Origin of the sequence: Aquicella lusitana (assembly GCF_902459475.1) — a bacterium.
GTDB lineage: Bacteria > Pseudomonadota > Gammaproteobacteria > DSM-16500 > DSM-16500 > Aquicella > Aquicella lusitana.
The window spans coordinates 512,186-537,796 of the sequence record NZ_LR699114.1; the positions used below are offsets into that span (position 1 = coordinate 512,186).

27 protein-coding genes and 3 tRNA genes are annotated in these 25,611 nt (G+C 45.7%); 15 read left to right on the forward strand and 15 right to left on the reverse strand.

From position 1 onward, the window contains the following. The first annotated feature begins 185 nt into the window (after positions 1-185). Both AQUSIP_RS02375 and argE read left to right on the forward strand, forming a co-directional pair. Positions 186-1,454 (forward strand): MFS transporter, encoded by a 1,269-nt coding sequence (locus AQUSIP_RS02375; RefSeq protein WP_197737813.1) that lies wholly within the window; start codon positions 186-188, stop codon positions 1,452-1,454. After that, a complete protein-coding gene (argE, locus tag AQUSIP_RS02380; RefSeq protein WP_114834040.1) occupies positions 1,441-2,604 on the forward strand; it encodes an acetylornithine deacetylase in 1,164 nt (387 codons plus the stop codon). Before AQUSIP_RS02375 ends, argE begins: the two co-directional genes overlap by 14 nt. 57 nt (positions 2,605-2,661) lie before the next feature. On the opposite strand, the gene AQUSIP_RS02385 is transcribed toward argE, so the two are convergent. From AQUSIP_RS02385 to nrdR, 3 genes are read right to left on the reverse strand one after another with little or no spacing between them, the layout of a single operon-like run. Next, positions 2,662-3,915: an MFS transporter gene (locus AQUSIP_RS02385; RefSeq protein ID WP_114834039.1), complete on the reverse strand. Its 1,254-nt coding sequence runs from the start codon at positions 3,913-3,915 to the stop codon at positions 2,662-2,664. 29 nt (positions 3,916-3,944) lie between these two features. Continuing rightward, positions 3,945-4,433, reverse strand: coding sequence for a transcription antitermination factor NusB (gene nusB / locus AQUSIP_RS02390; protein ID WP_114834038.1), 489 nt, complete (start codon positions 4,431-4,433; stop codon positions 3,945-3,947). After that, positions 4,390-4,881 carry a transcriptional regulator NrdR gene (gene nrdR, locus AQUSIP_RS02395; RefSeq protein WP_114834037.1) on the reverse strand — a complete coding sequence of 164 codons (492 nt, stop codon included), beginning with the start codon at positions 4,879-4,881 and terminating at the stop codon, positions 4,390-4,392. Before nrdR ends, nusB begins: the two co-directional genes overlap by 44 nt. 193 nt (positions 4,882-5,074) lie before the next feature. Between nrdR and AQUSIP_RS02400 the strand changes: the two genes are divergently transcribed. Continuing rightward, positions 5,075-5,986: a glycosyltransferase family 4 protein gene (locus AQUSIP_RS02400; RefSeq protein WP_267896352.1), complete on the forward strand. Its 912-nt coding sequence runs from the start codon at positions 5,075-5,077 to the stop codon at positions 5,984-5,986. A gap of 22 nt (positions 5,987-6,008) precedes the next feature. On the opposite strand, the gene AQUSIP_RS02405 is transcribed toward AQUSIP_RS02400, so the two are convergent. From AQUSIP_RS02405 to AQUSIP_RS02420, 4 genes are all read right to left on the reverse strand, one after another. Then, positions 6,009-6,911 carry a polyprenyl synthetase family protein gene (locus AQUSIP_RS02405; RefSeq protein ID WP_170131772.1) on the reverse strand — a complete coding sequence of 301 codons (903 nt, stop codon included), beginning with the start codon at positions 6,909-6,911 and terminating at the stop codon, positions 6,009-6,011. Further along, positions 6,895-7,173, reverse strand: a complete 279-nt coding sequence (locus AQUSIP_RS02410; RefSeq protein WP_114834034.1) for an exodeoxyribonuclease VII small subunit — start codon at positions 7,171-7,173, stop codon at positions 6,895-6,897. The genes AQUSIP_RS02405 and AQUSIP_RS02410 overlap by 17 nt, the downstream gene beginning before the upstream one ends. Before the next feature lie 80 nt (positions 7,174-7,253). Next, the gene (locus tag AQUSIP_RS02415) at positions 7,254-8,717 is read right to left on the reverse strand and encodes an NADP-dependent isocitrate dehydrogenase (protein WP_114834033.1); all 1,464 of its coding nucleotides are present in this window, start codon (positions 8,715-8,717) and stop codon (positions 7,254-7,256) included. Positions 8,718-8,832: 115 nt separating this feature from the next. Beyond that, positions 8,833-10,179 carry a UDP-N-acetylmuramoyl-tripeptide--D-alanyl-D-alanine ligase gene (locus tag AQUSIP_RS02420; RefSeq protein WP_170131771.1) on the reverse strand — a complete coding sequence of 449 codons (1,347 nt, stop codon included), beginning with the start codon at positions 10,177-10,179 and terminating at the stop codon, positions 8,833-8,835. Positions 10,180-10,330: 151 nt separating this feature from the next. Between AQUSIP_RS02420 and AQUSIP_RS02425 the strand changes: the two genes are divergently transcribed. Beyond that, positions 10,331-11,251, forward strand: coding sequence for a P1 family peptidase (locus tag AQUSIP_RS02425; protein ID WP_114834031.1), 921 nt, complete (start codon positions 10,331-10,333; stop codon positions 11,249-11,251). Continuing rightward, positions 11,248-12,168, forward strand: a complete 921-nt coding sequence (locus AQUSIP_RS02430) for a histone deacetylase family protein (protein WP_114834030.1) — start codon at positions 11,248-11,250, stop codon at positions 12,166-12,168. The genes AQUSIP_RS02425 and AQUSIP_RS02430 overlap by 4 nt, the downstream gene beginning before the upstream one ends. Here AQUSIP_RS02430 and AQUSIP_RS02435 read toward each other — a convergent pair. Beyond that, positions 12,165-12,692: a DUF6622 family protein gene (locus AQUSIP_RS02435; protein ID WP_114834029.1), complete on the reverse strand. Its 528-nt coding sequence runs from the start codon at positions 12,690-12,692 to the stop codon at positions 12,165-12,167. The two genes, AQUSIP_RS02430 and AQUSIP_RS02435, sit on opposite strands and share 4 nt — an antisense overlap. Positions 12,693-12,715: 23 nt before the next feature. After that, positions 12,716-12,787: transfer RNA gene (locus AQUSIP_RS02440), tRNA-Val, on the reverse strand. Between the two features lie 294 nt (positions 12,788-13,081). Here AQUSIP_RS02440 and AQUSIP_RS02445 point away from each other — a divergent pair. Together AQUSIP_RS02445 and AQUSIP_RS02450 are read left to right on the forward strand one after the other, a co-directional pair. Then, positions 13,082-13,891, forward strand: a complete 810-nt coding sequence (locus tag AQUSIP_RS02445; protein WP_114834028.1) for a multinuclear nonheme iron-dependent oxidase — start codon at positions 13,082-13,084, stop codon at positions 13,889-13,891. Next, positions 13,891-14,388 (forward strand): hypothetical protein, encoded by a 498-nt coding sequence (locus AQUSIP_RS02450; protein ID WP_114834027.1) that lies wholly within the window; start codon positions 13,891-13,893, stop codon positions 14,386-14,388. Before AQUSIP_RS02445 ends, AQUSIP_RS02450 begins: the two co-directional genes overlap by 1 nt. Positions 14,389-14,427: 39 nt before the next feature. Here the strand turns inward: AQUSIP_RS02450 and AQUSIP_RS02455 are convergent, their stop codons facing one another. Next, positions 14,428-15,435, reverse strand: coding sequence for an AI-2E family transporter (locus AQUSIP_RS02455; RefSeq protein WP_114834026.1), 1,008 nt, complete (start codon positions 15,433-15,435; stop codon positions 14,428-14,430). Positions 15,436-15,522: 87 nt separating this feature from the next. Between AQUSIP_RS02455 and gltX the strand changes: the two genes are divergently transcribed. From gltX to AQUSIP_RS02475, 4 genes are all read left to right on the forward strand, one after another. Beyond that, a complete protein-coding gene (gene gltX / locus AQUSIP_RS02460; protein ID WP_197737814.1) occupies positions 15,523-16,893 on the forward strand; it encodes a glutamate--tRNA ligase in 1,371 nt (456 codons plus the stop codon). 158 nt (positions 16,894-17,051) lie between these two features. Next, positions 17,052-17,124: transfer RNA gene (locus tag AQUSIP_RS02465), tRNA-Ala, on the forward strand. A 15-nt stretch (positions 17,125-17,139) separates the two neighbouring features. Then, a tRNA-Glu gene (locus AQUSIP_RS02470) sits at positions 17,140-17,212 on the forward strand. A gap of 186 nt (positions 17,213-17,398) precedes the next feature. Beyond that, positions 17,399-17,875, forward strand: coding sequence for a hypothetical protein (locus AQUSIP_RS02475; RefSeq protein WP_114834024.1), 477 nt, complete (start codon positions 17,399-17,401; stop codon positions 17,873-17,875). A gap of 35 nt (positions 17,876-17,910) precedes the next feature. Here the strand turns inward: AQUSIP_RS02475 and AQUSIP_RS02480 are convergent, their stop codons facing one another. Further along, entirely contained in the window at positions 17,911-18,684 is a 774-nt protein-coding gene (locus tag AQUSIP_RS02480; protein ID WP_114834091.1) for an alpha/beta fold hydrolase, read from the reverse strand. Between the two features lie 285 nt (positions 18,685-18,969). After that, on the reverse strand, positions 18,970-20,175 hold the full coding sequence (locus AQUSIP_RS02485; protein WP_147277471.1) for a hypothetical protein: 1,206 nt from the start codon (positions 20,173-20,175) through the stop codon (positions 18,970-18,972). Positions 20,176-20,400: 225 nt separating this feature from the next. Here AQUSIP_RS02485 and AQUSIP_RS02490 point away from each other — a divergent pair, with 225 nt between their 5' ends. Then, positions 20,401-21,255: an MBL fold metallo-hydrolase gene (locus tag AQUSIP_RS02490; protein ID WP_114834022.1), complete on the forward strand. Its 855-nt coding sequence runs from the start codon at positions 20,401-20,403 to the stop codon at positions 21,253-21,255. 56 nt (positions 21,256-21,311) lie between these two features. On the opposite strand, the gene AQUSIP_RS02495 is transcribed toward AQUSIP_RS02490, so the two are convergent. Then, positions 21,312-22,598 (reverse strand): phospholipase, encoded by a 1,287-nt coding sequence (locus AQUSIP_RS02495; protein ID WP_114834021.1) that lies wholly within the window; start codon positions 22,596-22,598, stop codon positions 21,312-21,314. On the opposite strand from AQUSIP_RS02495, the gene AQUSIP_RS02500 reads away from it, so the two are divergent. Beyond that, positions 22,597-22,779 (forward strand): hypothetical protein, encoded by a 183-nt coding sequence (locus AQUSIP_RS02500; RefSeq protein WP_147277470.1) that lies wholly within the window; start codon positions 22,597-22,599, stop codon positions 22,777-22,779. The genes AQUSIP_RS02495 and AQUSIP_RS02500 overlap by 2 nt on opposite strands. 116 nt (positions 22,780-22,895) lie before the next feature. Here AQUSIP_RS02500 and AQUSIP_RS02505 read toward each other — a convergent pair whose 3' ends face one another. Beyond that, positions 22,896-23,108, reverse strand: a complete 213-nt coding sequence (locus AQUSIP_RS02505) for a hypothetical protein (RefSeq protein WP_114834020.1) — start codon at positions 23,106-23,108, stop codon at positions 22,896-22,898. Between the two features lie 153 nt (positions 23,109-23,261). Between AQUSIP_RS02505 and AQUSIP_RS02510 the strand changes: the two genes are divergently transcribed. Together AQUSIP_RS02510 and AQUSIP_RS02515 are read left to right on the forward strand one after the other, a co-directional pair. Then, positions 23,262-23,729 (forward strand): hypothetical protein, encoded by a 468-nt coding sequence (locus AQUSIP_RS02510; protein ID WP_114834019.1) that lies wholly within the window; start codon positions 23,262-23,264, stop codon positions 23,727-23,729. A gap of 5 nt (positions 23,730-23,734) precedes the next feature. Then, positions 23,735-24,616: an alpha/beta hydrolase gene (locus tag AQUSIP_RS02515; protein WP_114834018.1), complete on the forward strand. Its 882-nt coding sequence runs from the start codon at positions 23,735-23,737 to the stop codon at positions 24,614-24,616. Here AQUSIP_RS02515 and sohB read toward each other — a convergent pair. Continuing rightward, positions 24,611-25,603 carry a protease SohB gene (gene sohB, locus AQUSIP_RS02520; protein ID WP_114834017.1) on the reverse strand — a complete coding sequence of 331 codons (993 nt, stop codon included), beginning with the start codon at positions 25,601-25,603 and terminating at the stop codon, positions 24,611-24,613. The two genes, AQUSIP_RS02515 and sohB, sit on opposite strands and share 6 nt — an antisense overlap. Positions 25,604-25,611 lie beyond the last annotated feature (8 nt).

Genomic DNA, 25,611 nt, shown 5'->3' on the forward strand with positions numbered 1-25,611 from the left:
CGAGACGGAAATTTACCGGACAGTAATGCGCTGCGCTCAGAATGACAGTTTTGTGAACGCTTTATTGCTTCGCTACGCTCGCAATGACAGGTGCAGCTTCATTAACGAATTACCTGACCTTTGTGGTAATTCCGCGATTTTTGTTTTTTAATGTGTTTTTTAAGATAGTGCTATTGGATAAAAAGATGATGTCGCCCCTTAAGCCATCGAAAAAAAATATCATTGCGATTGTCCTTGGTAATGCACTCGAATGGTATGATTTTGTTATTTATTCTTTTTTGACGATTTTTATCGCAAAATTATTTTTCCCCAATGTGAATGACACGAATTCGCTGCTCGCGACGACAGCGACTTTTGGTGTAGCGTTTTGCATGCGTCCGTTGGGTGGTATTGTGCTAGGTATTTATGCGGATAAGTATGGGCGCAAAGCGGCGATGACCCGTGTTATTACCATGATGACCCTTGCTATCTTTATCATTACAGCTGCTCCAACGTATGCGCAAGCGGGCATCATAGCGCCTGTGCTGATTGTGATTGCACGGTTATTACAAGGCTTTTCCGCCGGGGGTGAATTTGGTACTTCTACAGCCATGTTGATTGAGTTGTCACCGCCTGCGCAGCGTGGTTTTTATGGTTCATGGCAGATGGTCGGGCAGATTCTCGCTATGCTGCTAGGTGCATTGATCAGCCTGCTTCTCACGCAATTTTTAAGTATCGAGCAGATTGAATCCTGGGGGTTTCGTCTTCCCTTTATTGTTGGTTTGCTGATTGCGCCCGTCGGTATTTATATACGCCTACACCTGGATGAGACGCATATCGATGACAGTTTACTGCGCCGCAAAAATCATTTCGCCCAAAAAATCTGGCAGCACGTTGACCGTTTTTTAATTGCCATGGGGTTGGTCATAGGCGGAACAGTGTCGACCTATACCAATCTGATTTATATGCCGACTTATGCAGCGCACTATCTGCATCTTTCCCTGACGGAGAGTTATGCGGCATTGATGGCAGGTGTGTTGCTGATGGTTGTCCTTATGCCTTTCTTTGGCTGGTGGTCAGATCGTATCGGCAGAAAACCCATTCTGCTGACAGCGCTTGTTCTCTATTTATTTTCTATTTATCCCTTGTTTTGGTGGTTAGGTATCCAGCCAAGTGTTGCGAAACTGATCAGCGTGCAATTGATTTTCTGTTTACTGCTGGCAGCGTATTTTAGTGTTTTTGCCGTGATCATCGCTGAATTATTTCCCAAAGAAATTCGCTCAACAGGTCTCTCGATCAGTTATAATCTAGCTGTCATGTTATTCGGCGGCTTTGCGCAATTTATTGTGACGTGGCTGATTAGTGCGGCAGGGACACCGCTTGCAATCACTTATTATCTCATTGCAGCGATCATTATGAGTTTAATTGCAGCGATTTTGTATCAGGAAAAAGGAATGCGTTATGAACACAGTTGAATGGCTGTCACGGCTGGTCGCGTTTGATACAACTTCACGCTATTCGAACCTTGACCTGATCCAAACTATTCAAGACTGGCTTGCACGCTATCATATAGAGACCCGTTTTACTTATGACCTCAAGGAAAAAAAAGCCAACTTATTTGCCACGCTGCCTGCGCAGAATGGAAGCGTGGACGGCGGAATTATCTTGTCCGGCCATACCGATGTAGTCCCGGTGGATGGCCAGCATTGGGATACAAACCCATTTGAAGCTGTGTTGATGAATGACAGAATATATGGCCGCGGCACCTGCGACATGAAAGGTTTTCTGGCAGTGGCTTTGACCTTGCTTCCTGAGTTTCAGCAGATGAAATTATCTGAGCCAGTGCATTTTGCGTTTACATACGACGAAGAAGTAGGTTGCCGCGGTGTGCCATTGCTGCTTGCTGATTTGCAGCAGGCTGGCATTCGCCCCAAAGCCTGTATCGTGGGCGAGCCAACAGAAATGAAGCCTGTTGTAGCACACAAAGGCATTCAAGGTTTCCGCTGCCGCTTAAACGGGCGGGCTGCTCACTCTTCGCTTACACCCCAGGGTTGCAACGCCATTGAACACGCTGCGCGATTGATTTGTCATATTCGTGATCTTGCAGATGAAATGCGGCGCAAAGGACCTTTTGACAGTCATTTTGATGTGCCTTTTACCAGCATTTCAACGAACATGATCCATGGCGGCAATGCACATAATACTATTCCAGCCTTGTGTGAATTTATCTTTGAATTTCGTCATTTGCCGCATGTTAAGCCGCAGCAGATTCGTGAGCAGATTGAAATTTATATACAAAATGAATTACTGCCAAAAATGCGAAACGAATATCCTGATGCTTCCGTTGAATTGGATAGTTTATCCGTCGTGCCCAGCTTCGAGGTGCTGGAAGCGTCTGCGATCACGCTATTAGCACGTCATATCAGCAATGAAAAGACTATTCACAAGGTTGCTTATGCAACAGAAGCTGGTCTTTTTCAGCAGGCGGATATCCCGACCATTGTGTGCGGTCCTGGCAATATCGAACAGGCTCATCGGCAAAATGAGTTTGTTACACTGGATCAGCTGGGAAAGTGTGAGGTATTTTTGCGTAAAGTAGTGAGTGAGTTTGCACGGGTAACCTGAAAAATGTCATTGCTTTACTTTTACTGGCATGACGACAGATCAATGTTCGTTTCCTTATTATTCCTGCTGCAATTTTCCTGTTTGGATAAAAAACAGAGCAAAAGCACACAGCAGGGCGGTAAATACTAAGTAGAAACCAGGCGAAATCAGCAGATTGGTTTTGTAAATGAGAAGGGTTGCAATAAGCGGTGTCAAACCGCCAAAAATGGCAAATCCGAGATTATAGCTGACAGCAACACCACTATAGCGGATATGGGCGGGAAAGAGCTCGCTTAAAAGTGAGGGAATGACGCCCCAGGCAAAACCTGTCAGCAAAGCACTTGCAAGAAGTGCCCATGCAAAAAAAGCGAAATAGGCTGAATAGATACCGAAGATAGGCAAGCTCAACAATAAGGTTAACAGGCTTAAACTCATCACTAGATTTTTTTTATTGAATTTATCAGCAAGGGCGCCAAAGAAAATATTCAGCAAGGACATAAAAAAGATGGCGACCGTGTTATACCAGATATAACTGCTTGCTGAGATGTGCAGCACTTTGCTGAGATAAGAAGGTATAAACAAAAATAATAAAGTAATGAGTGAGGCGCCCAGTGCAACAATGAAGGTCGCAGCAATGGCGTGTACGCATTTATGCTGAAAAACGGTTAACAAGGGGAAGGGGACGGTTTTGTTTTCAATCTGTTGGAAAACAGGCGATTCTTTTAATTCTCGCCTGAAACGGTAACTGAGTAATCCAAACAGGCCGCCAATAAAGAAAGGAATACGCCAGCCCCACGCGAGCATTTGTGCTTCTGTTAACGTGGTAGTGATAACTGCTTGTATGAATGAACCCAAGACCAGGCCGTTGATGAGCGAGCAAAATATAATACCATTGGCAATCCCTTTACGTTCCGGAATGGATTCGCTGACATAAGCAATCGCACCGGGAATTTCACCACCTACGGACAATCCCTGAAAAATACGCAGCAACGTTAATATTAATGGCGCGGCAATGCCAATAGTGGCGTAGGACGGTACGATGCCAATCAGGAAGGTGGACAACGCCATCATGAGAATGGAAATGGTGAATGTTTTTTTGCGGCCGAGCTTGTCGCCAAAATGGCCGAATAAAATACCGCCGATAGGTCTCGCCAGATAGCCGATGGAAAAAGTAGCAAAGGTAGCAATCAGAGAGATGACACTGTTTTCAGCAGGAAAAAATTCTTTGGAGATATAGCTTGCGAGCAGGGCGTAAATAATGAAATCATAAAATTCCAATACACCGCCCACGCTGGATAAAAATAATAATTTTTTTTGTTCGTGCGTGAACATGTTTCCTTCGTCCTTAATGGATTTGCCAATCAGGTTTTATTTTTTTGCATTTTTATTTCAGTGACGCGGGTTTTTTTTGCGACCCGATCAAGCACACCGTTAACAAACTTGTGACCTTCGATGGAACCAAACTTCTTAGTGAGCTCGAGTGCCTCATTAATGATGACGCGGTAAGGAACATCCGGGCGTTTAATTAATTCATAAATCGCAAGCCTCAGTACGGCCAGTTCTACAGGATCAATCTCCTGCAGGCTGCGGCCGAGAAACGGCTGCATTTCATGATCGATTTCATGCTGATGCTTAGGCACGCCATGAATGAGCTCTTTGAAATAGGTAAGGTCCAGTTTTTTATCGATGTGATAATGCAGGAATTCCGCTTCCAGTTCGTTGATGGATGTACCTGCGAGCTGCCATTGATACATTGCCTGTAAGGCGTATCGGCGTGCATTATGGCGCGCAACCGGGTTAATGGTATTACTTTCTTGAATGATTTGACTTTGTTTTGGATCGTTTGGCATGGCGTGTCAGTCTGCTTATTTCTTTACGGAATTCATTTATATCCTGAAAACAACGATATACGGACGCAAATCGGACGTAGGCAACCTGGTCAAGCTGATGCAATTCTTCCATGACCCATTCACCTACTTGAGCGGAGGCAATTTCACGTTCCCCTGTCGTCATCGCTTTACGTTTGATGCGCGCAATCGCGGTCTCAATCTGCTCGACACTCACCGGGCGTTTCTCAAGCGCCCTTAGCATGCCGCCGCGTAGTTTTTCTTCGCTAAATGGTGCTCGCCGGCCGTCCCGCTTAATGATGCGTGGCAGGGATAATTCAGCCATTTCATAAGTAGTGAAGCGTTCTTTGCAATCCGGACATTCACGACGACGCCGGGTTTGATTGCCTTCGCGAATCAAACGGGAGTCGATCACTTTCGTATCATCAGCATTACAAAATGGGCAATACATCGCGTTTCAGTTCATTTAATCGCTTTAATGTACAAAGCTTATCCGATTAAATTGAAAAAGAGAACAGAAATAACAGGAATTATTGCGAAGTGGCCACCCGTCATGCCAGCCTTTATGCAAAAAGGCGAAAGAAATTTGATTAAAAATGCCCTTCTAGACGGCCGCTTCGCGGCCTCCTCAGCGTGATCTCAAGATTGACCTTATTCATGCCCAGGGTCTTTATCATCCCGGTTTTGCGGCTTATATGCTCAAGCGCATGATTAAGATGCCTTATATTATTACTAGCCATGGCGACTGTTTGCCGCAAAGCTCAAGGCGGATGGCAAGTGCAGCGGCCCGCAAACTGTGTCGGCGTATTTTGCAGCAGGCGGATGCGGTTACCCATCTCAATCAATTCATGGCGCACGCATCGCATGCCATCCAGGACACCACTGAAAAAAGCATCATCATTCCGAACGGCATTGAACCTGCCCGCTGGCAGGCGTTTCATGACAAAGGAGATGGATATTATCTTCTGGCGATAGGGCGCCTGGTTCGCGAAAAGGGCTTTGATGTGGTTCTGGAGGCCTATGCTTCGCTGGTTAAATACAAGGGGGTCACGTTGCCTCTTGTGATCGCAGGCAAGGGAGAGATGCAGGCGTCGCTCATGCGACAGGCGGAAGGGCATGGGTTACCGGTTTTCTCGTCACTGCCAGACATAAACACGTCACTGCGTCCTTCCGTCTATTTTCCCGGCTTTTTGTCAGATGAAAAAAAATATAAGTTATATGCTAACGCCCGGCTGGTTTTATTTCCCACGCAGCCCCATCTGGTTGAAGAAGCGTTTGGCCTTATCATCCTGGAAAGCATGGCAGCCGCGAAGCCCCTTATCATGAGCCGATTGGCTGTCACAGCCGATTTTTTGCGTTATGGGATGCAGGTGGAGGTTGTCAATGAACCCGCGAATCCTGCAGGTTGGATTGAAAAAATGAAATATTTACTCGACAACTTATCCCTTTGCCGGCAGTACGGCGAGCACAATTACCGTCTCACCGCTTTGTTTGAGTGGAAGCAGATTGCAAAGCAATACCTGCAAGTTTATCAGCGAGTGATAGCAGTTGCGTGACAGAGCTAGATAAACGTTCTCGTTATTTTTGCCGCTGCAACATATAGCCTGTTAATTCACGCAGTAGTTGCGCATCATCGCCCAGGTAATTAATTGCTTCCAATGCTTCCTGGTATAGCTGTTGCACTTTGTCTTTTGCGTGCTGCATGCCGTGCAATCTGGGGTAGGTGATTTTATTGTTTTTGACATCGATGCCTTGAGGTTTGCCCAGTGACTCGGTGGAAGTAATGATATCAAGAATGTCATCCTGAATCTGAAATGCGAACCCAATGCAGTCGCCAAACTGCTGAAGCGCTTGCTGATTAAACTCATCGTCATCAGCGGAGGCAAGCCGACCCAGTTCAATGCAGGCGGTGAATAGTGCGCCGGTTTTTAATTTATAAATATCATCCAGCAAATCCGCAGAAATGTCTCCATCATTCATCACGGTAATATCAAACGTCTGGCCTGCCGCCATGCCAAAGGGTCCGCACGCTTTACTTAATACTTCCATCATCTGCAGACGTCTGTCCGTTTTGAGTGAGGCAGGGTGGCTGGAAATAATCTGCATGGCGAGTGTGTGCAGCGCATCGCCGGTCAATACAGCGATGCCTTCACCAAACGCTTTATGGCAGGTAGGTTTGCCGCGCCGCAAGTCAGCATTATCCATGCAGGGTAAATCATCGTGAATCAGAGAATACGTGTGAATAATTTCAACGGAGCTTGCCGGAATGTCCAGATTTTCGAGTGGGGCTTTAAAAATCAAGCCAGTTGCATAAATCAAAAGGGGGCGAATGTGTTTGCCGCCGTTGAATAAAGCATATTCCATGGCTGACTTAAGTTCCAGTGAAGGAATATCCTGGAGGTAGAATGAAAAAATATTCTTAAGTCGGCTTGAACAAACCTGAAACAGTTCATCCAGACTGGATTCATTGGTGATGGTCATTCGCTCCGGCATCCTCATCATTATTTTTTTCACCGTATGCAGCGAGCTCATCCTGATTATTATTCTGGATGAGGATTTGAACTTTCTGCTCGGCTTTTTCAAGCACTTTCTGACAATGTTTAATCAACGTGATACCGCGTTCAAAATGATGAAGGGATTGTTCCAGAGTCAGCTCGCCATGCTCCATCTTATCGATGAGCTGGGAAATTTCCGTGAGCGATTCTTCAAGGCTTGGCAAGTTATTAGGTGTTTTGTTTGTCAACGCATGGCCCTCTTTTTTGCTTGGGAAAAAATAACGTATATTTGTGCCAGATGCAAATAGGAAGTTAAGGCTGGCGGGACTTATTGTCCCTGTGCCAGCGTAAATCCTAATTGACCATCAAAGGTATATAAATTTTCAGTTTTAATGACATCAAGCCCCAATTCATTGAATCCAGAAAGTAACTTGAGGATGTCGGTATGATGAATTGTTTTCAATTGTTTGCTGTCTTTCGATGACTGGAAGCGGCAGCAGCAATGGCGCAAATAAGGGAAATCAATGGTGCTGTCTGGCCAGATTTTTAAACCGCGGCTGCTGATGACAATCAGTTCCAATGGGCCACCAAGTTGTTTCAGTTTAGCGGCCAATTGGGCAGCCGGTATTTCAGCTGAGTTATCAATAAAAATATCGACACCTACTAATTCTTTTTTGCTATGTGTCTGATATTGATCACCATAGCATTCAATTTTTGCGTAAGCGCCCGGACGGTAATTGGCAGGCTTAAAATGAGAAGGTGTTTGTCCCAATCGCTCAATAACAGCGGCCGCGAATGCCTGTGTGCCTACTTTTTGCTTGCTGTAAGTGGAAGAATAGATATCCCCCGTATGAACGCCATCTTCCAGCGTTTTGAGCCAGGCATTTTCAACCAGCGTTGCTGTTTCCGGCTGGTTAATATGCACCAGCATTTGCACCGCAGCATTGAGGAGGCCGGAAGGATTCGCAATATTTTTGCCGGCGATATCCGGTGCGGAACCGTGAATCGCTTCGAACATGGCCATGCGGTTGCCAATATTTGCTGAGCCCGCAAGGCCTACTGAGCCTACAATCTGAGCGGCGACGTCCGAAATGATATCGCCATATAAATTCAACGTGACAACCACATCAAAACGCTCAGGCTGGCTAGCAATTAATGCTGTGCCAATATCAATAATCAGATGATCATGTTCAATATCCGGATATTGAGCCGCAATTTCATTGAAAATACGGTGGAACAAGCCATCCGTCATTTTCATGATGTTATCCTTGCTAAGGCAGGTAACTTTTTTGCGGTTAAACTTTTGCGCATACTCAAAAGCATAGCGGATGATTTGTTCGCAGCCCGGCCGGCTGATGATTTTCAGGCACTGATATACTTCATCTGTCTGGCGATGCTCAATGCCCGCATATAAATCTTCTTCGTTCTCGCGGATGATGACGAGATCAATATGAGGAAATTGGGTGGGAACATAAGGCGCGTAGGAAACACAAGGTCGTACATTGGCGAAGAGACCCAGGGTTTTGCGTAATGTCACATTCAGGCTTTTATAACCGCCGCCTTGCGGGGTAGTAATAGGGCCTTTCAGTAATACCTTTGTACGCTTGAGCGATTCCCATGCCTGGTCCGGAATGCCGGAAGTGTAGCCTTGCAGATACACTTTTTCTCCCACTTCAATTACTTCGGGCTTAATCTGGGCGTCTGCTGCTTGCAGAATATCAAGCGTGGCCTGCATGATTTCAGGTCCGATACCATCTCCATAGGCTACTGTAATGGGAGTTTTGATACTCATTTTTTTATACCCCTCTTTATTAATAGTGTTTTATTCTGGACTTTGGCTGATTCTACAGAGTGGCTGTCATCCTGAGCGGGCCGAAGGATGACACACATAAGAGCAGGCTCGTAGGCTACTGCACCAATTCCGCTACCACTTTTTCCATTTGCATGGAGCGTGATCCTTTCACCAGAATGGTTGTCTGATTATATAAAAATGGTTTGAGCGCATTCACCAGCTTTTCTTGTTCGCTAAAATGATAAGCACCTTCACCAAAACCATGTGCTGTATTGGCGCTGAGTTCGCCGTAAGTGAAAAGATAATCGATGCCCGCTGCGCGGATTTTTTCGCCCGCGGTATGGTGCAGTGATTTCGCTTCAATGCCTAATTCTTTCATATCGCCCAGCACCAGAATTTTTTTACCGGTGAAAGAAGAGAGTGTTTCCACCGCGGCCTGCAGGGAAAAGGGATTGGCATTGTAAGTATCATCAATAATCTTGACCCCATTGCTCAATGTGTGTAATTGCAAACGGCCGGGTGCCGGCTGGATGGTTTCCAGTCCTTTTTTAACGGCAACAAGATCAATGCCGATAGCAAGTGCAGCGGCGGTTGCGGCGAGTGCATTAACCACATTGTGCCGTCCGAGGAGCGGCAGCTGAATGTCAATCTGGCCTTTTGGTGTACGCAATGTCAGCTGTTGATCGGATTCGATAAGTGTCGCGCTGACGTCCGCATCCGGATGAAAACCAAAGGTTAAATAAGGACGTTGTCCAATTTGTTCGTGCCATAAGGTAAAAAAAGCATCGTCACGATTAAGAATAGCTGTGCCATTTGGCGGCAGACCGAGAAAGATTTCTGCTTTGGCGCGCGCAACACCTTCTATACTGCCTACCCCTTCAAGATGCGCCGCAGCCGCGTTGGTGATAACAGCAACGCTGGGGCGAGTCATTTTTGTCAGGTATTCAATTTCGCCAAAATGATTCATGCCCATTTCAATGACAGCATAACGATGATTTTTATTCAGCCGGATAAGGGTGAGCGGCAAACCCAGATGATTATTCAATGTGCCTTGCGTTGCGAGCACTTGGGTTGAATCGCCGTCGCAGGCGGCTGTTAAAATCGAGGCCACCATGTTTTTTAGCGTCGTTTTACCGTTGCTTCCCGTGACTGCGATAAAAGGAATGGTGAACTGATTGCGCCAAGCAGTACCCAGTTTACCGAGTGCATCGGTGGTATCTTCCACCTGCAGTTGCGGCAAGGCCGATTCAACGTGGTGGGTGACCAGCGCCGCTGCAGCGCCTTTTTGACTGGCTTCGGCAATATAATCATGTCCATCTACGCGTGATCCCTTGAGCGCGACGAAGAGATTGCCAGGCTGTGTTGTTCGGGTATCAATGCTTATCCCATTAAATTCGATAGCAGCGAAAGGGCACTTCACACCCAGGATGTCAGCCGCCTGTGCCAGTGTCATACGTATCATGTTCAGCATCCATTTACAAAATTGATAGACAAAAAACCTGCAGCAGTCTGCAGGCTCCATACCAATGCGGTCATGAGCACAAACCCTGGCCGCTACTTGGAGCGGAGTGTTTTATTCGGTCGTATGATATCATTTTTAGACAGAATCAGATATGGATTATGGATCAATGCAGGGATTGAAAATAGGCCATGTGAGCAGCCAGGAAAAGGGGACAGGTGTTTCGGTTTTCCTATTTGACCCGGGCTCGGCAGGGGCTTGCTGGGTTTGTGGTTCCGCACCGGCTACGCACGAGTTGGCCGTGCTGGATCCGGAAAATAGCGTTCCTCACCTGGATGGGTTGGTTCTGTCCGGCGGCAGCGCTTATGGGCTGTACGCGGCTAAAGGTGTCATGACTTATTTAACCGAGCAGGGAAGAGGCTGCCCCACGCCACATGGCGTTGTACCCATTGTGCCTGCAGCGGCACTTTATGATCTAGACTATAAAAAAGCCATTGCCCCCACCGAAGAAGAGGCTTATCAAGCCTGTCGCGAGGCATCCGAGGATAATATGGCTTCAGGGCGAATCGGCGCGGGGACAGGCGCGACAATAGGCAAGTTGGTACCCGATGCGAAACACATGAGCGGTGGTTTGGGTCGGGCCGAAATGACGCTGCCCGACGGCGTTCAAGTTGTTGCTTACGCGGCGGTCAACTGCGTCGGTGATGTGCGTGACAAGGCTGGCAGGATTGTCGCGGGCGCACGTTTAACGCAAGATGAATTTGCTGATTGTGAAAAATATTTATTGTCAGGCGAGGGTGAGCGTGATCTTTTTCAACATTCAAATACCACACTGGTTGCTGTATTTACCAATGCGAAATTTGATAAAAGCGAATTAAAACGCATCGCGAAAATGGCGACAGCAGGTATTGCCCGCGCGATTGCTCCAATATTTACGCGTTTTGACGGCGATATTTTGTTTTGTATTTCAGTGGGCGAGCGTATGGCATCAGATCTTACCATTGGCACGCTGGCGGCAGAAATCGTGCGCCTTGCGATTGTGGATGCCGTCAAACATTCGGAGACAGTGACATGACGCTGAACATTATTTCGCATCCGGATTGTATGTTGCATGAAGCCGGTGAACAGCATCCGGAACGCCCTGCGCGAGTCGAAATCATTCAGAAAGCGCTGGCCCGCTATCCTTTTAAAGTGCCAGCCACTTTTCTTGAAGCGCCGCTTGCCACGCGGGAACAATTGTTGGGAGCGCATGAAAAAACATACGTAGACTGGATTTTTTCAATCGCGCCCAAAGAAGGCTATATCGCTATTGATGCCGATACGTGGATGAATCCTTATACTTTGAATGCAGCTTTGCGGGCCGCTGGTAGTGTTGTTTTTGCTGTTGATCGTGTGATGCAAAATCAGGCACAAGCTGTGTTTTGTAATGTACGGCCGCCGGGCCATCATGCAGAAAAAGACACTGCTATGGGATTTTGTTTTTTTAATAATGTGGCAGTGGGTGTGATCCATGCGATGAAACATCATCATCTTAAACGCGTAGCGATCATTGACTTTGATGTACACCATGGCAATGGAACGCAGAATATTTTTCAACAAAATGAGCATGTCCTGTATTGCTCCAGCTTCGAGCATCCTTTTTATCCAGGTTATGATGAAGAAATGGATAATCCCCACCTGCTGGCCGTGCCCTTGTCTGCAGGTACGTCAGGCGATGTTTTCAGGGAAAAAGTACAGACGGCGTGGTTTGATAAACTGGCGGCGTTTAAACCGCAGCTCATTTTTTTCTCCGCCGGTTTCGATGCGCATACTAATGATCCTCTGGCAGACTTACATCTTACCGAAGCGGATTATGTATGGCTAACTAAACGTATCGCGGACATGGCAAAAAACCATTGTCAGGGACGCATGATTTCCGTGCTGGAAGGTGGTTATAATCTTGAAGTGCTCGCGCAATGCGTGCCCGCGCATGTGAATGCGATGATTGTCTAGCGTTGAGCTTCTTCTGTAGAAAGGAAAGGGCCTGTCTTCAAGCAGCGCAAGGCATAGGCCACTCTGCCAATAAAAAGTCCGGTAAAAAGCCCATATAAAAGAGCAAACCATACATTAATATGTGGATTGATTATCTGCCCCGGATTGACCGCCGACTCATAGCTATAGTAATACTTTACGGCAAAGACGATCAGGATAATGATTAAAATACTCCAGGTGCCTGGTACATACAGCTTGCTTTGGTTTTTGATGGCTTTGATATTGATGAAACGGAATTGGAGCCATCCTCCTGCTGCGCCAAGTAGGAGAGCACCTGCCCACAAGCCAAAGAGAGAAAGCGATAAGTGCATCTGATAAAGGCTGGCAAAAGAAAGTGGAATAAAAACAGCCGGAAGCAGAAGCAGTTGCCTGAACGGAATAATGCGGGGTTTGCTGGCCAGGATGCCAAAGCGTACTAACAGCACGAACAGGACATAAACCCACCAGGGGGTGCCAGCGATGATTTCCCAAATAGAATTATTCATGCGGTTCTCGTTCTGCTTAGTCCTGGGCGATAGTGGTTTCGAACCACTGACCCCTACCGTGTGAAGGTAGTGCTCTCCCGCTGAGCTAATCGCCCATCTGTTTTGAACCGGCAATTTTAGGAGGGGTTGAGTCAAAGGTCAATGCATATCTCAATTCGTTAAAAACAGTAGAATCCCCCTTCATTAAAAAATACAATGCCTTCGTTTGGAAAAAAGGAGAAGATCATGATAAATGAAAATCAAGAAAGGGTAGGGATTGAAGAAAATACTCCGGCTGAAATAGAGGAAGTGGAACTCAAGGCAGATGTTTACAATAACTGCTGCAAGTTCATGAGCTTATAAAAACAAGATGCAGGAAAGGTTGGCCGAAATTTTCCTGGATACGTCATATGCTGATGGGTGTTAACGGGTTATCGCCTCTGACGCTACCACTGGTTCGTCAGCTTATTGAAGAAGGTCTTGCTGATTTCTGTGAGGTAATGGCCGATAATTTCATCCATCTTCCACCGGAAAAGATCAGAAGCGCACTGCCTGATGTGCCCCTTGCTTTACATATCGTTGCCTCGCGTTTTTTGGAAAAATCATTCGCAGAATTGAAACAGCTGGCGGCTTATTTGCGTCCCTGGATTCATGCCTTGAAGCCGATATATGTTTCGGATCATTTGGTGCGTTTCACCGAGCACGGCAGCTATTTGCCTTTTATTGCCGAATTGGATTATGACCGGGAGGGAGAGCATATAAAAAAACGGGTCAGGGAATGGAAAAACTTGCTCGATGTGTCGTTGCTGTTTGAAAATCATGCTTCGGTCACGCCAAGAGGAAAACAGCAGGCCGTGTTTTTTGAAAGACTGTTACAGGAAACCCATTCAGATTTGTTATTTGATTTTTCCAATGCCTACATTGCTGAATACAATCAGATAGCCCCCGTCACACAGTGGCAACCCCTCATGCGGCACGCTCGGCATTTTCATGTCGCAGGTTTTAAAATTGAACCGGTTTCGAAGCTTGCCATTGACACGCATGATGCGCCGGTCGAAAAAATAGTGCTGGATAGGATGTCAGCTTATTTTCAAGCTGTTCCCTCGCAAGCAATTCGCACGCTCGTGGTAGAGACGGATGCCAATGTACAGCTAGATCACTGGCGTCAGGAATTGCGGCGAATCAGAAAAGTTCTGGGAATAAGTAAAGGAGCTGCCTGATGATGGGACAGGGTCCACATGAAGAGATAATGGCAGGTCTTGCAAAACAGAGCATGCGCCATAAATTGTTTCACTCTACACCTCAATTAGACGCGCTGCTCCAGACGGCGCAAAGCAGCATCCCAGATGCATTTTTGGCTTATGCGGCTAATCAGCGCCTGACGATGAACTGGACAACGCATATCCATTTGTTGAACTGGTTATGTCGTGAGCCAGTTTGGCAGCCACGCATGACGTCCGGCATGATCCGGGAGTTGTTAATGGCTGCCGTCATACGCTGGTCATTGACGGGACTCGATCACGTGACGGTAAAAGGCATCATGGTGGTGTCCCGGCATTTGCCGAGTGAGGCAGTGGGGCTTTGGAAAAGCATGGAAGCGGACAAAGGCAGCAAAGTCGTTTTTTTACGCCTGCCTGAAGCTTGCAACGAAGATAAATATGCCTTGTCTTATACGGACAACTGTTGGAAGGATGTTATCTGGCAACCTTTGCTGTAAGACATCGCTTGTGTCATTACGGGTGAAGATTGGTTTACATCAAAAGTGATATTGGTGCCGTATAAACCGAAATAGCACTTTGATGAGTGCTGCTGCTGGTAGTGCTACTAATACCCCAAAGAAATCAAATAATGTACCGCCTGCCATTACAGAAAAAATAACTGCCACGGGATGTAACCCAATGCGTTCCCCTACCAGATAGGGTGTGAGGAAATAACTTTCTATTGTTTGGCCTACAGCAAAGACGGCGAGCACCCAAAGCACAGCGTGCCAGTCGCCATATTGTACAAGTGCAGCAATTGAAGCGGTGATAACGACAAAAAAGGAACCGAGATAAGGCACAATGCTGAGTAGGCCGCCGACGATACCAATAATCAGGCCTACCTGCAATCCAATCAGCGTCAGTCCAATGCCATAGATGAAGCATAAAGACAGCATAACAAGCAATTGTCCGCGGAAGAATGCGCCTAATACCTCATCGCATTCCGCTGCTAGCGTGACAATAGTGGGCCTGATTTGTTTGGGTAAGGTTTCTTTTATGTTTTGCCGCACCAGGTCCCAGTCGCGTAACAGATAAAAAGTGACGATAGGCGTGAGCACAATATTGACTGCCCACTCAACCAGCGTGAAACCGGATTTGATTACTGTGTCAAAGATCCAGCCTGCTTTGGGCAGGGAAGAAGACAGGGTGGCTTTAAAGCTGCCAGTATAGACAAGCTGCCTTGCGATGGGCATGAGTGTCGTTTCAACCCAGTTCATGATTTGGGGCAGGGCAGCAATAAATTCATTAATTTGCTGTTGAATCAGGGGCGTGAGCATTAAAATCATCAGCAAAATGGCCAGAATCAGCAAGCCAAAAATAATGACAACGCTGGCTAGATGCGGTACACCATACTTTTCCAGTCGTTTCACTAACGGATCGGTTAAATAGGCTAATAATGCGCCAAGTAAAAAGGGCGAGAGAATGGGCGCAAGCAGGTAGACGACAAGAATAAGAAGTGCGGTAATGAAAATGTAAAATGCCTGGTTGGAAATAATACGATGCATATTCGATTTTCCATGACTAATGTATTTGACGACAGGCCCCAGTAAAAAACTATAATACCACCCATTAAAAATGAAGGCATTGCAATTATGGTTCGTACACGATTCGCACCCAGCCCAACCGGCTATCTGCACATTGGCGGCGCGCGCACCGCTTTATATTGTTGGTTATACGCTCGCAAGACGCAAGGCACATTTATTTTGCGCATCGAAGATACGGATCTTGAAAGGTCCACGCCTGAATCTGTGCAAGCCATTCTGGACGGCATGGCCTGGCTTAATCTGGATTATGACGAAGGTCCGTTTTATCAGACACACCGTTTTGACCGCTATCATGAGGTCATTCAGCAACTCCTTGTGGAAGACAAAGCTTATCGCTGTTATTGCTCTAAAGAGCGGCTGGAAAAGCTGCGTGAAGAACAGATGGCCAGAAAGGAAAAGCCACGTTACGACGGTCATTGCCGGAATAGAACGGAAGAAGCGGAAGGCAGTTTTTGCGTGCGGTTTAAAAATCCGCTGGAGGGGGTGGTTGAGTTTGATGACCTGATCCGCGGTAAACTGGTCTTTGCCAATACTGAGCTGGATGACCTCATTATTGCACGCAGCGATGGTTCGCCTACCTATAATTTTACTGTCGTGGTCGATGACTGGGACATGAAGATTACGCATGTGATTCGCGGTGATGACCATATCAATAACACCCCAAGACAGATCAATATCTTGCGCGCACTGGGCGCCACGTTGCCTTTGTATGCGCATGTGCCCATGATCTTAGGCAGTGATGGCAAACGTCTGTCCAAGCGCCACGGTGCGGTGAGTGTATTGCAATATCGTGAAGAGGGATTTTTACCAGAAGCGCTGCTGAATTATCTTGCGCGCCTTGGTTGGTCACACGGCGACCAGGAAATTTTTTCCATTGAGGAATTAATTAAACTTTTTGATATTAAAGATATCAACAGGGCGCCTGCTGCATTTAATCAGGAAAAACTGCTCTGGCTGAATCAGCATTATATTAAAACCAGCGATCCTGCGCATGTGGCGAAAGAATTCGCCTGGCACATGCAAAAGCTGGGAATTGATACCAGCAATGGTCCCGCCTTGGTGGATGTGATCCGGGCGCAGTGCGAGCGCACTAAGACCTTGCGTGAGATGGCTGAGCGCAGCCGTTATTTTTATGAAGACGTTCTGATTGCAGATGACATGAAAACACATTTTCCCGCCGATATCCTGCCTGCCTTGCAAACGGTACGCGATCAGCTATCTGCATTGCCTGAATGGACAAAGGAAGAAATTCACGGTGTGCTTACTCGCACCGCCGAAGCCAATAGTCTTAAACTGGGCAAACTTGCGCCCTCTGTTCGTGTCGCCATGACTGGCGGCACAGTTTCACCGCCCATTGATACCACCATCCTGCTTATTGGCAGAGAGAGGGCAATAGCAAGGTTGGATCAAGTTCTTTAACGAGCAGAAGGCGCCTGATTGGGATCATTATTGAGGAGGTGGTGATACCTAAGAAGGCGTTTAATTGATGTTATCAAAAAAGATATCACTTTTTCTTACACTTGCGATTGACAAACAGGCCAGACCTTCCTAGAATCGCCACTCTCTCAGAAGTTAACGGGGCTATAGCTCAGCTGGGAGAGCGCTTGCATGGCATGCAAGAGGTCGCCGGTTCGATCCCGGCTAGCTCCATTGTGACGTCCATACGTCCCCATCGTCTAGAGGCCTAGGACATCGCCCTTTCACGGCGGTAACCGGGGTTCGAATCCCCGTGGGGACGCTAGGTTTTATCAAGCTAAGAATCGGGTCTCTCCCCCTCTTTATAACTCATTCAACTACTTATTCCATTTCTAATCACATTAAAACAATCATGTCATCTTGAAAAAATTGTGTTCAATTTATTTAAGGATCTCTTAAACTGGGAAGTGGTATTATTGTATAAATTTTATTCATACAAAAAGCCACCATGAAAAATTATTATCATGCTACTGCAAAATTGAATTTGAGAAGTATCCGTAAGTTTGGGTTGTTAACTTCCCAGCGACAGAAGAATCGTTATGGTTTGGATTACGCGTTGGATTATGAAGAAACCTATGGCTCTGTTGAGGAAGGGGAACGATACAAGAAGCCATTATCCATTCATATCACCGATAGCCTTAAAATGGCAAAAGAGTATCAGCAAATGATTTCTGAGTTTTATGGCGTGGAAGCTGTCATTTTGAGAATACGCTTAAAATCTGACTCGGCTATTGAAATTTTTCAGGACCCGGAAGAACCTCGGCATTCTTATTATTGCGAAGAAGTTATTCCTCCAACAAATATTTCACTATACTTGCCGGATCATGAAGCCAGTTTATTTTCTACTAAGAAGCGGCATGCACACGATGTAGATAAAACAAGCCAGGATAAATCGTCTTTGGATTTTTCAATTAATCTTTCGTAATAAGACATGCGGCACATGACACCTTGAATGGTTTTTCATTTAAACATGGCTGTTACCGCCTTATTCCATTGCTCTGGCTGCTCTAGACTAGACAGGTGTCCCGCTGGAGACAGCGTGACTAATTGACTGTTCTTTGCCAGTTTGTGCATCGTCTCGCTTTGTTGCGGCGATATCAGTGTGTCTTGGTCACCCGTGATAATCAGTATGGGTAATACGGTGTTTGCAATCACATCGGATGTATCATCACGTAACGCCATTCCGCGCAATGCCGAAGCGACCGCTTCAGGCTTTTGGGTTTCTAAAATTTGTTGTAAAAATAACTTCGCTTTTTCTGGCGCAGCTGGAGAGAGCGCTTTAGGCATAAATCCGCTGATGAGACTGCCCGTACCGTGTTCAAGCACATCGAGCGCGGTTGTTTCGCGTTTCGCCTTTGTCTCCATGCTATCCGGAATGGATTGTGTATCGGATAATACCAATCCCTTCACGCTGCCAGGATATTTTTTAAGAAAGGCAAGCGCAACATAGCCGCCCATAGATTCGCCGCCAATAATAGCCTGCTGAATATGCAGCTGATCAAGCACCTGTTTCACTTCATCGGCATATTCTGTCATGGTTACCGCTTGTCCATCTGTGGCAGAGGATTGTCCAAATCCCAACAAGTCAATGGTAATAAGTCGAAAGTGCTTTTTAAGTTCTTTCTGCTGGGGCTTCCATAAGCGCTGATCTGTTGGAAAAGCATGAATGAGTACAAGGGGGCTACCTTTGCCCGTGTCGCGATAGAAAATCACTTTATTGTTGGCGGTATTCATTGGGGCAGCGTATGCTGAAGTTATGAAACCGGGAAAATAAAAAAATGCCGACAACAGGAGCGCTATTTTTGTAAGGGAAAAGGCGTTAATCATTTTGTTTCTCCTTGGTGTAAGCGACAAATAACATACAATTACTTTAATTGATAATTAATTATTTCTATCGCACAAATAAATAAAATTGATTGGTTGATTAATGACGATTAAGTTTGATGGTGCTCGACCATTAAAGGAATGGTGATGATTGAAAGGGCTGTTGGCATTTCACCCGATTCTGACAGATCTGCCCTATTGAAATCGGGATCGGTTTTTGACGATATCATACAGCTTCTGTATGATTTCTTCGTCAGTTTCCTCTTCAGCTTTTTTAGCCTGTTGTGTTTTTTCCTCTATTTCTTTTTCAGGATGGTGCTCAAACATCGTACCAATAAATGATCGGCGTCTACGATGGCATTTTGGATTTTTATCTTGAGGATTTTTATAAGCTTCCTGAATGGAGGTGGTATGAATCGCTTTGGATTCGGCATCGAGAAGAGTTGCGTCCGGATGTTCCATTAATTTGTTCCATACTTTTTCATTTTGCACTTTTAATTCAGTTAAATCGCTAATGATAGTTTTCTGTAAGGTTTCATCAAGCGTGCAATTGGGGTTGATGACAATGTCGCCCAGAATAAATTTTGGAGATTCAAGTAGAAGATTGTGCGTGGGTTCGCGAGATACTTTAATGGCTGCAACAATTCTGCTATTTTCAACTTTATCCGTGATCGCTTCATAACCATGTAACCGATTTTGAATATAATTATATTTCATTTCATTTGATCGCAGCATAGCGGGTAAAAAAGTTTTAGCATGCTTGTGCACATCATAGATTGATTCGGGTACGACTACATATACCCAGGATTCTGGATATTTTTCAATATCATTGGGAAATCCAGCGGCTGTGCGAAATTTTTTACTGCAGCAAATAAAATTTTCTTCACTGCTTACAACAGGGGAATCTAATACTTCACCGCCACTTGCTCTGGGAATAAAACCGGGGCTATGTATTTTATTTTGATTAATGCCAAAAACATCCTCGGGTTCTCTTGTGTCGCCTCGGTATAAGACTTTATTTTCCTTATTCGGCTGCATATTTTCTTGAAAATGCGCCATGTCTTTTGTTAAGGATGCAGGGGGATGGTATGGCAGTGTCATATCCAGCATTTTGGAAAGTGTGATAACCAACTTATCTTCAGGGGATTGCCCTTTAAATATATTGTGGCCTTTTTCAAGCGCTTCTTCTATTGCCATAAATACAAATTGATACAAGTAGATCATTTCTTTCTGATCGGTGTTATCAGGATTGCCATCATACAGCACATAATCATCAGGCTCTTCGATGATATCAACGAACTCATTTGCTGCTAAATAAATTTCGCTTGATTTTTCTGTCGACGACGCCTGTTCGTAATCACGTAATATTTTTTTTAGTTCACCAAGAGTAAATTTGGGCATAAAAATCATCCATTTTTTCTCTTTACCTTTTATATTATAGCCAATCTTCCTGAATCGCGCGGGAGGGTTGCTTGATTAATAATCATTATTTGACGGATGTTTTAACCTATATTCCCTTAACCGCATGTTAAGTTTGATTTTTTTTCAAGAATGCTGAAAAGGCTGTATTGAGTTAACTTTTTTATTAGCATAGAGTATTCACTATTTAAAAACCGGAAGCTCATCATGCATCAGTTGATTTCACTCAAAGGCAACTCACAAAAGCTGGATGGTGGCGCAATGTTTGGCCATGTACCCAAGGCGCTTTGGAGCCAATGGATAACGCCCGATGATAAAAACCGAATTTCTCTCGCTTGTCGTGCACTGCTGATTCGGGAGCCTCATAAAAATGTCCTGCTTGAAGCCGGGGTCGGTGCTTTTTTTGAGCCTGCGCTGCGGGAGCGTTACGGTGTCGAAGAGCCACATCATGTGCTGCTTGATTCGCTGCAACAAGCAGGGCTTTCGCATACGGATATTGATATCGTGGTACTTTCTCATCTCCATTTTGACCATGCAGGGGGTCTGCTCTCCGCGTGGCAGGAAGGGAAAGCGCCTTCGCTTTTGTTTCCCAATGCCCGTTATCTGGTGAGTAAAGCTGGCTGGGAACGCGCCTGTCATCCTCATATGCGTGACCGTGCTTCTTTTGTTCCAGCTTTAAATGTGCTTTTAAATGCATCGCAGCGATTGGTCATCGTAGATGATGAGAAATGTGATTTGCTGGGCGATGATTATCGTTTTTCTTTTACAAATGGCCATACGCCTGGATTGATGCACACCATCGTGAATGTACCGGACGAAGACCCGGTTATCTTTGCTTCGGATTTAATTCCCGGGTCGTTCTGGGTACATCTGCCTGTCGCTATGGGCTACGACCGATCGGCGGAATTACTCATCGATGAAAAAAAAGCGATGCTGGAATTTGCTGTCAGGCAGCAAGCCCGGCTTTTTTATACGCATGACCCGGCGATAGCGCTGTCATCAATTAAGGAAGAGAAAGGCAAGTATCTGCCGGTAAATGGCGTGGCGCATCTGCCTGCATAACTTGTGAAAAGGAATGTGCTCACCCTGCCAAACCTGCAAGGTGAGCACGTCAATTACTATTTTGCTTTAGCTTTTTTCACATAATTGACGATGTCTTTGTCCGTCAACAATCCAGCCTGCAGTGCTTCCTCTCCATATCCTGCCTGAACGAGCGCCGCTTGTGCACGGGTGGGCAGGCCACGGTCTTGACTGAGGAGGGCGAGCGTGCTCCAGCCCCACCAGTTGTCTGTCCAATGCCGGTCATAGAGATTCGAAACATCCTCTCTACGCATCAGCTTTTGGGTTTTGCTGTTCCAATAAAAGAGGGGAGAAAGATCCTGATTGCTGGCGTTGCCGGTTTCGTCCGCCTCAGGAATCAGGTCGAAGAGATGTTCATCATTTTGAGCTTCACCCTGTTGGTAAGCGATAAAAACCTGATCGGCTGACAATTGCACGGTTTCCTGAATGTGTGCGCGGTGCATCTTATTTTTCTGATTAAAATAAGACCCGTCTCCGTAAGCAATCCAGTGATCACCACGGCGATTGTGTACGTGAAGGCTATTGATATTTTCCTCATTGTGCATGTAATTGGATAGCAGCGAACCTACGGTCGCGGGTGTTACCTTATCTGCCAGTTCTTTTCGCGGTGTTCGCATATGTCCGGCGGAAAAGCGGTCAGAAAGAAAATGCGTGGCAAAAGCATTCATGGCGTAAGCCAGTTCCAGTTTTGCAGGATCCTGGGTTTGACGTGCTAGGATTGCTTGCTCAAGTGCCAGCTGATGACCCGTTTGATAGGCGATCCATGCGTAATCGCCAAAATGATCATAATTGCTGCTTGCAAGATTAAGATAGCGTCCCGGCTGTGTCCACCAGGTAGAAGGGGAGCATCCTCCGCCAGTGATACAGTTATATTGGCGGTTGTTGTCCTTCCCCATTTTTTGATAAACGTCTTCCGGATTTTCTCCGCGACTGACGGCGTCTTCTACGGCTTTTTTCTCATTGTGGATCACAGCGAGTATCTGCTTTGCTTCGGAAACAGCGGAGGGGGATTGAGCAAAAGAATGAAAGGCTGTCAGAAAACGGGATCGGCGCTCTGCTTCGTTTTTCCCAAAGGCGATGGGCTTGTCCACAATTTCATAGAAGTCACCCATCGCAACGAGGTCGCCGTAACTGACATCCAGTCCGTTGGGAAGATGAAAGATATGGCCAACTTGACCCGAATCATTAGCCGAAAGACGAATCTGCACGTTGTCACCCAGCGTGACGTGTTCGGATGGTGCAAACGTTTCCTGGTCTTTTGCGAAAGCACTTGAGGCGCAGGATAACAGGAAAAAAAATAAAAGGGATTGTCGTAACCGTGACATGAGAACGTTTCCTTATACTGAATTTGGCAAGGGACAGATTCTAGCAAATAATATTCGCAACTTCACGAACAAGAAGACGTGGCGCAATTGTTATGCCATTACGTCCCAGCGCGCTCGTTCCGCGACGGATGTACTGAATGGCTGTATGGAAGTAATGCATTATTTGTCGGACAATGGGTAATTTAAAAAATCGCCTGTTTTTTGCAAGGGTTTTTTATTGCGCATATAAAAAAACAATCGTAAAAAACGATTGTTTTTAAATTTCATCCCTGAATTTTTTTTATTGTTATTAGCGTATTAACGCATTTTCCTTTTAGAACTACTACGACCAGTGGTCGTTTTTGATTTGGAGCGGATGCCCAATTCGCGCATTTTTTTAAGCGTTGCGCCTTCCGATCGGCCAAGTTGAGAAGCGATTGATCGAGGCGGCAAATTTTTCTGGGTTAATGATTTGATTTTTTGGGATTCTGTTCTTGTCCATGGTTTACCACTATTGATGGAACGTCGCATGATGCACCCCTCCTTCTGTAATCTTTGTGTTTTTAATCTAACATTAATGCTAAATGAAATGTATTGGGACGTACCCTAATTCCAAGCGATGGCGCGTACAGATTGAGCCAGATAATGCTAAGATAAAGTAAGTCGTGCGCTGCGGAGCGAGCCATGAAAAAAACTTACCTTATTGTATTTTTTGTGTTATTTCCGCTGGCCTGTTTCGCGGAGAAAAAAACAGTTATCTGTGACCCACCGCAAGGAACCCGTGTTGATTATTTTTCATTTAACAACATTAACCTGCAAAATAATACTTTCCTGATGGGAAAAGACCGCGTATCTGGCATGCGTCCGCAAATCCACTTGTATGATGATAATAAACAAGTTTCATTTGTCATTGGCGATGCAGAAGCGTCTTCGCAGTCTAAATCCGGCAATATGCAGGTGCTTTTGTACAACGAAGACCAAATCAGTTTCGCAGGCGTCATTAATCACGCGCCCATTCTTGCCACTTATTATCCGAAGATGGCGGTTTTAATTTATAGCCAGCAATCCATCTGGCCGGGCCCGGATTACCAGGGCGCGCGTGCCGTCATTTTTTATTCGAAGTGTGCACTCGAAAAAAATAGTTCGAATTGAATCGAATGAAAACGCATCTCAAAAATACGTTTTATATTGTTCTTCTGCTTCTATTTTTTTTCATGCTGGTTTCACTGTGGGGATTTTTTTCAGCCATTTATCCCGTCAAATTAATATCTGCTTATACGCCCAAGCATTTTGGCGTGGCTTATGAGGAAGTATCTTTCCGCACAGAGGATAATGTGCTTTTGCGTGGCTGGTTCATTTCAAGCCCGCATCCACAGGCCAAGACAATTATTTTGCTCCATGGTTACGGCGCTGACAAAGGGAATATCCTGCCCAGCCGGCTTTTTCTTTATCCCGAATACAATCTACTGTTTTTTGATTTTCGCTATTTTGGCGAGAGTAAGGGCGATTACAGCACGGCGGGTTTAGACGAAGTAAAGGATTTGCGGGCGGCCATTCAGTATTTGCATTCACGGGGCATACACGAAGTCGGCGTGTGGGGCATTTCAATGGGCGGTGCAGTTGCCTTGATGGCCGCCGTGCAAATGCAAGAAATAAAAGCGGTAATTGCAGAATCCAGTTATGCAAGACTTGATCTGGTTGCCAATCAGTATTATCAAATTCCTCTGTTACGCTATCCAATCGGCATGCTGATGCGCTTCTGGGCTTACGTCATTTTAGGCCAGGACGCCAAATCCGTTTCACCGATGGATGACGCAGCTCAGCTGACGATTCCCGTCTTATTGATTCATTCAAGAAACGATTATTTGATCCCGTTCAAGCATGCGGAATTGTTACAGGAGGCGCTGAAAAATAATCCGCATGCGGAATTTTTGCATTTTGAAACGTCTCCGCATGGCGGCAGGGAAGAGGGATACGAAACCCGGATAAAACAGTTTTTAAAAAAGTCCTTGGGGCAGACCGGACCTAAAGCATTATAGTCCAAGCCATTTTCCCAGCGCCATACGCGACGTTGCAGTCAGCTTGCTAAAGAGCGATTTTCGGGTTTCATAGCTTATTTCATAAAGGTTAGCTTCTTTGCTGCGCTCCAGCAGATAATCATCACTGGTTTGGATTTCATCAACCAATTTAAGTCCCAACGCCTGTTGACCCAGCCAATGCTCGCCTGTCGCGACTTTTTGTATGTCAATCTGCTGACGGTAATCCATGATTAAATTTTTAAAAAGTTGATGGATATCTTCAATTTCGTGCTGTAATTTTTCCCGCCCTGACTCGGTATTTTCACCAAAAACACTGATCGTGCGTTTATATTCGCCCGCCGTGATTTGTTCAAAATCAATGTGTTTTTCCTTAAGTGCACGATGGAAGTTGGGCAGTTGCACAATAACGCCAATCGAGCCGATGATTGCAAAAGGCGCAGCCAGAATTTTGTTGGCCACACAGGCCATCATATAACCGCCGCTCGCTGCGACTTTATCAATGGCAATGGTAAGCGGAATCTGTTTTGCACGCAAACGCATCAATTGTGCTGCAGCAAGGCCATATCCATGCACAATACCACCCATGCTTTCAAGGCGCAGCAGGACTTCATCTCCCGGTTCGGCGACATTGAGTATGGCCGTGACTTCTTCGCGCAGAGCGGCAACAGCGGTGGCTTTAATGTCGCCCTGGAAATCCAGCACATACACTTTCTTGGGCTTTTCTGCCTTTTTTTGTTTGATTTTTTCTTCAATTTTTCGCTGTTTCAAGAATCGCTTAAATAATTTTTTAGGCAAGGTCTCCTGCAGAACAGTTTCCATGGTTTCAGCGTATTTTTGATTGAGATTTTTAACAGACAACTTGCCTTTGAGCTTGCCTCTGCTTTTGGCGATTAACCCAAAAAAAGTAACCAGTAACAGCAGAATGAATAAAAAAACGATAAATATTTTTGCCGTAAACAAGCCTAATTGCATCAGCGCATCAAACATACGATTGT

Coding starts and splice junctions, on each gene's coding strand:
- AQUSIP_RS02375 (WP_197737813.1), top strand. CDS start 186: ATGATGTCGCCCCTTAAGCCATCGAAAAAAAATATCATTGCGATTGTC.
- argE (WP_114834040.1), top strand. CDS start 1,441: ATGAACACAGTTGAATGGCTGTCACGGCTGGTCGCGTTTGATACAACT.
- AQUSIP_RS02385 (WP_114834039.1), bottom strand. CDS start 3,915: ATGTTCACGCACGAACAAAAAAAATTATTATTTTTATCCAGCGTGGGC.
- nusB (WP_114834038.1), bottom strand. CDS start 4,433: ATGCCAAACGATCCAAAACAAAGTCAAATCATTCAAGAAAGTAATACC.
- nrdR (WP_114834037.1), bottom strand. CDS start 4,881: ATGTATTGCCCATTTTGTAATGCTGATGATACGAAAGTGATCGACTCC.
- AQUSIP_RS02405 (WP_170131772.1), bottom strand. CDS start 6,911: ATGACCATCACCAATGAATCCAGTCTGGATGAACTGTTTCAGGTTTGT.
- AQUSIP_RS02415 (WP_114834033.1), bottom strand. CDS start 8,717: ATGAGTATCAAAACTCCCATTACAGTAGCCTATGGAGATGGTATCGGA.
- AQUSIP_RS02420 (WP_170131771.1), bottom strand. CDS start 10,179: ATGATACGTATGACACTGGCACAGGCGGCTGACATCCTGGGTGTGAAG.
- AQUSIP_RS02425 (WP_114834031.1), top strand. CDS start 10,331: ATGGATTATGGATCAATGCAGGGATTGAAAATAGGCCATGTGAGCAGC.
- AQUSIP_RS02430 (WP_114834030.1), top strand. CDS start 11,248: ATGACGCTGAACATTATTTCGCATCCGGATTGTATGTTGCATGAAGCC.
- AQUSIP_RS02435 (WP_114834029.1), bottom strand. CDS start 12,692: ATGAATAATTCTATTTGGGAAATCATCGCTGGCACCCCCTGGTGGGTT.
- AQUSIP_RS02445 (WP_114834028.1), top strand. CDS start 13,082: ATGCTGATGGGTGTTAACGGGTTATCGCCTCTGACGCTACCACTGGTT.
- AQUSIP_RS02450 (WP_114834027.1), top strand. CDS start 13,891: ATGATGGGACAGGGTCCACATGAAGAGATAATGGCAGGTCTTGCAAAA.
- AQUSIP_RS02455 (WP_114834026.1), bottom strand. CDS start 15,435: ATGCATCGTATTATTTCCAACCAGGCATTTTACATTTTCATTACCGCA.
- gltX (WP_197737814.1), top strand. CDS start 15,523: ATGGTTCGTACACGATTCGCACCCAGCCCAACCGGCTATCTGCACATT.
- AQUSIP_RS02475 (WP_114834024.1), top strand. CDS start 17,399: ATGAAAAATTATTATCATGCTACTGCAAAATTGAATTTGAGAAGTATC.
- AQUSIP_RS02480 (WP_114834091.1), bottom strand. CDS start 18,684: ATGAATACCGCCAACAATAAAGTGATTTTCTATCGCGACACGGGCAAA.
- AQUSIP_RS02485 (WP_147277471.1), bottom strand. CDS start 20,175: ATGCCCAAATTTACTCTTGGTGAACTAAAAAAAATATTACGTGATTAC.
- AQUSIP_RS02490 (WP_114834022.1), top strand. CDS start 20,401: ATGCATCAGTTGATTTCACTCAAAGGCAACTCACAAAAGCTGGATGGT.
- AQUSIP_RS02500 (WP_147277470.1), top strand. CDS start 22,597: ATGAGAACGTTTCCTTATACTGAATTTGGCAAGGGACAGATTCTAGCA.
- AQUSIP_RS02495 (WP_114834021.1), bottom strand. CDS start 22,598: ATGTCACGGTTACGACAATCCCTTTTATTTTTTTTCCTGTTATCCTGC.
- AQUSIP_RS02505 (WP_114834020.1), bottom strand. CDS start 23,108: ATGCGACGTTCCATCAATAGTGGTAAACCATGGACAAGAACAGAATCC.
- AQUSIP_RS02510 (WP_114834019.1), top strand. CDS start 23,262: ATGAAAAAAACTTACCTTATTGTATTTTTTGTGTTATTTCCGCTGGCC.
- AQUSIP_RS02515 (WP_114834018.1), top strand. CDS start 23,735: ATGAAAACGCATCTCAAAAATACGTTTTATATTGTTCTTCTGCTTCTA.
- sohB (WP_114834017.1), bottom strand. CDS start 25,603: ATGTTTGATGCGCTGATGCAATTAGGCTTGTTTACGGCAAAAATATTT.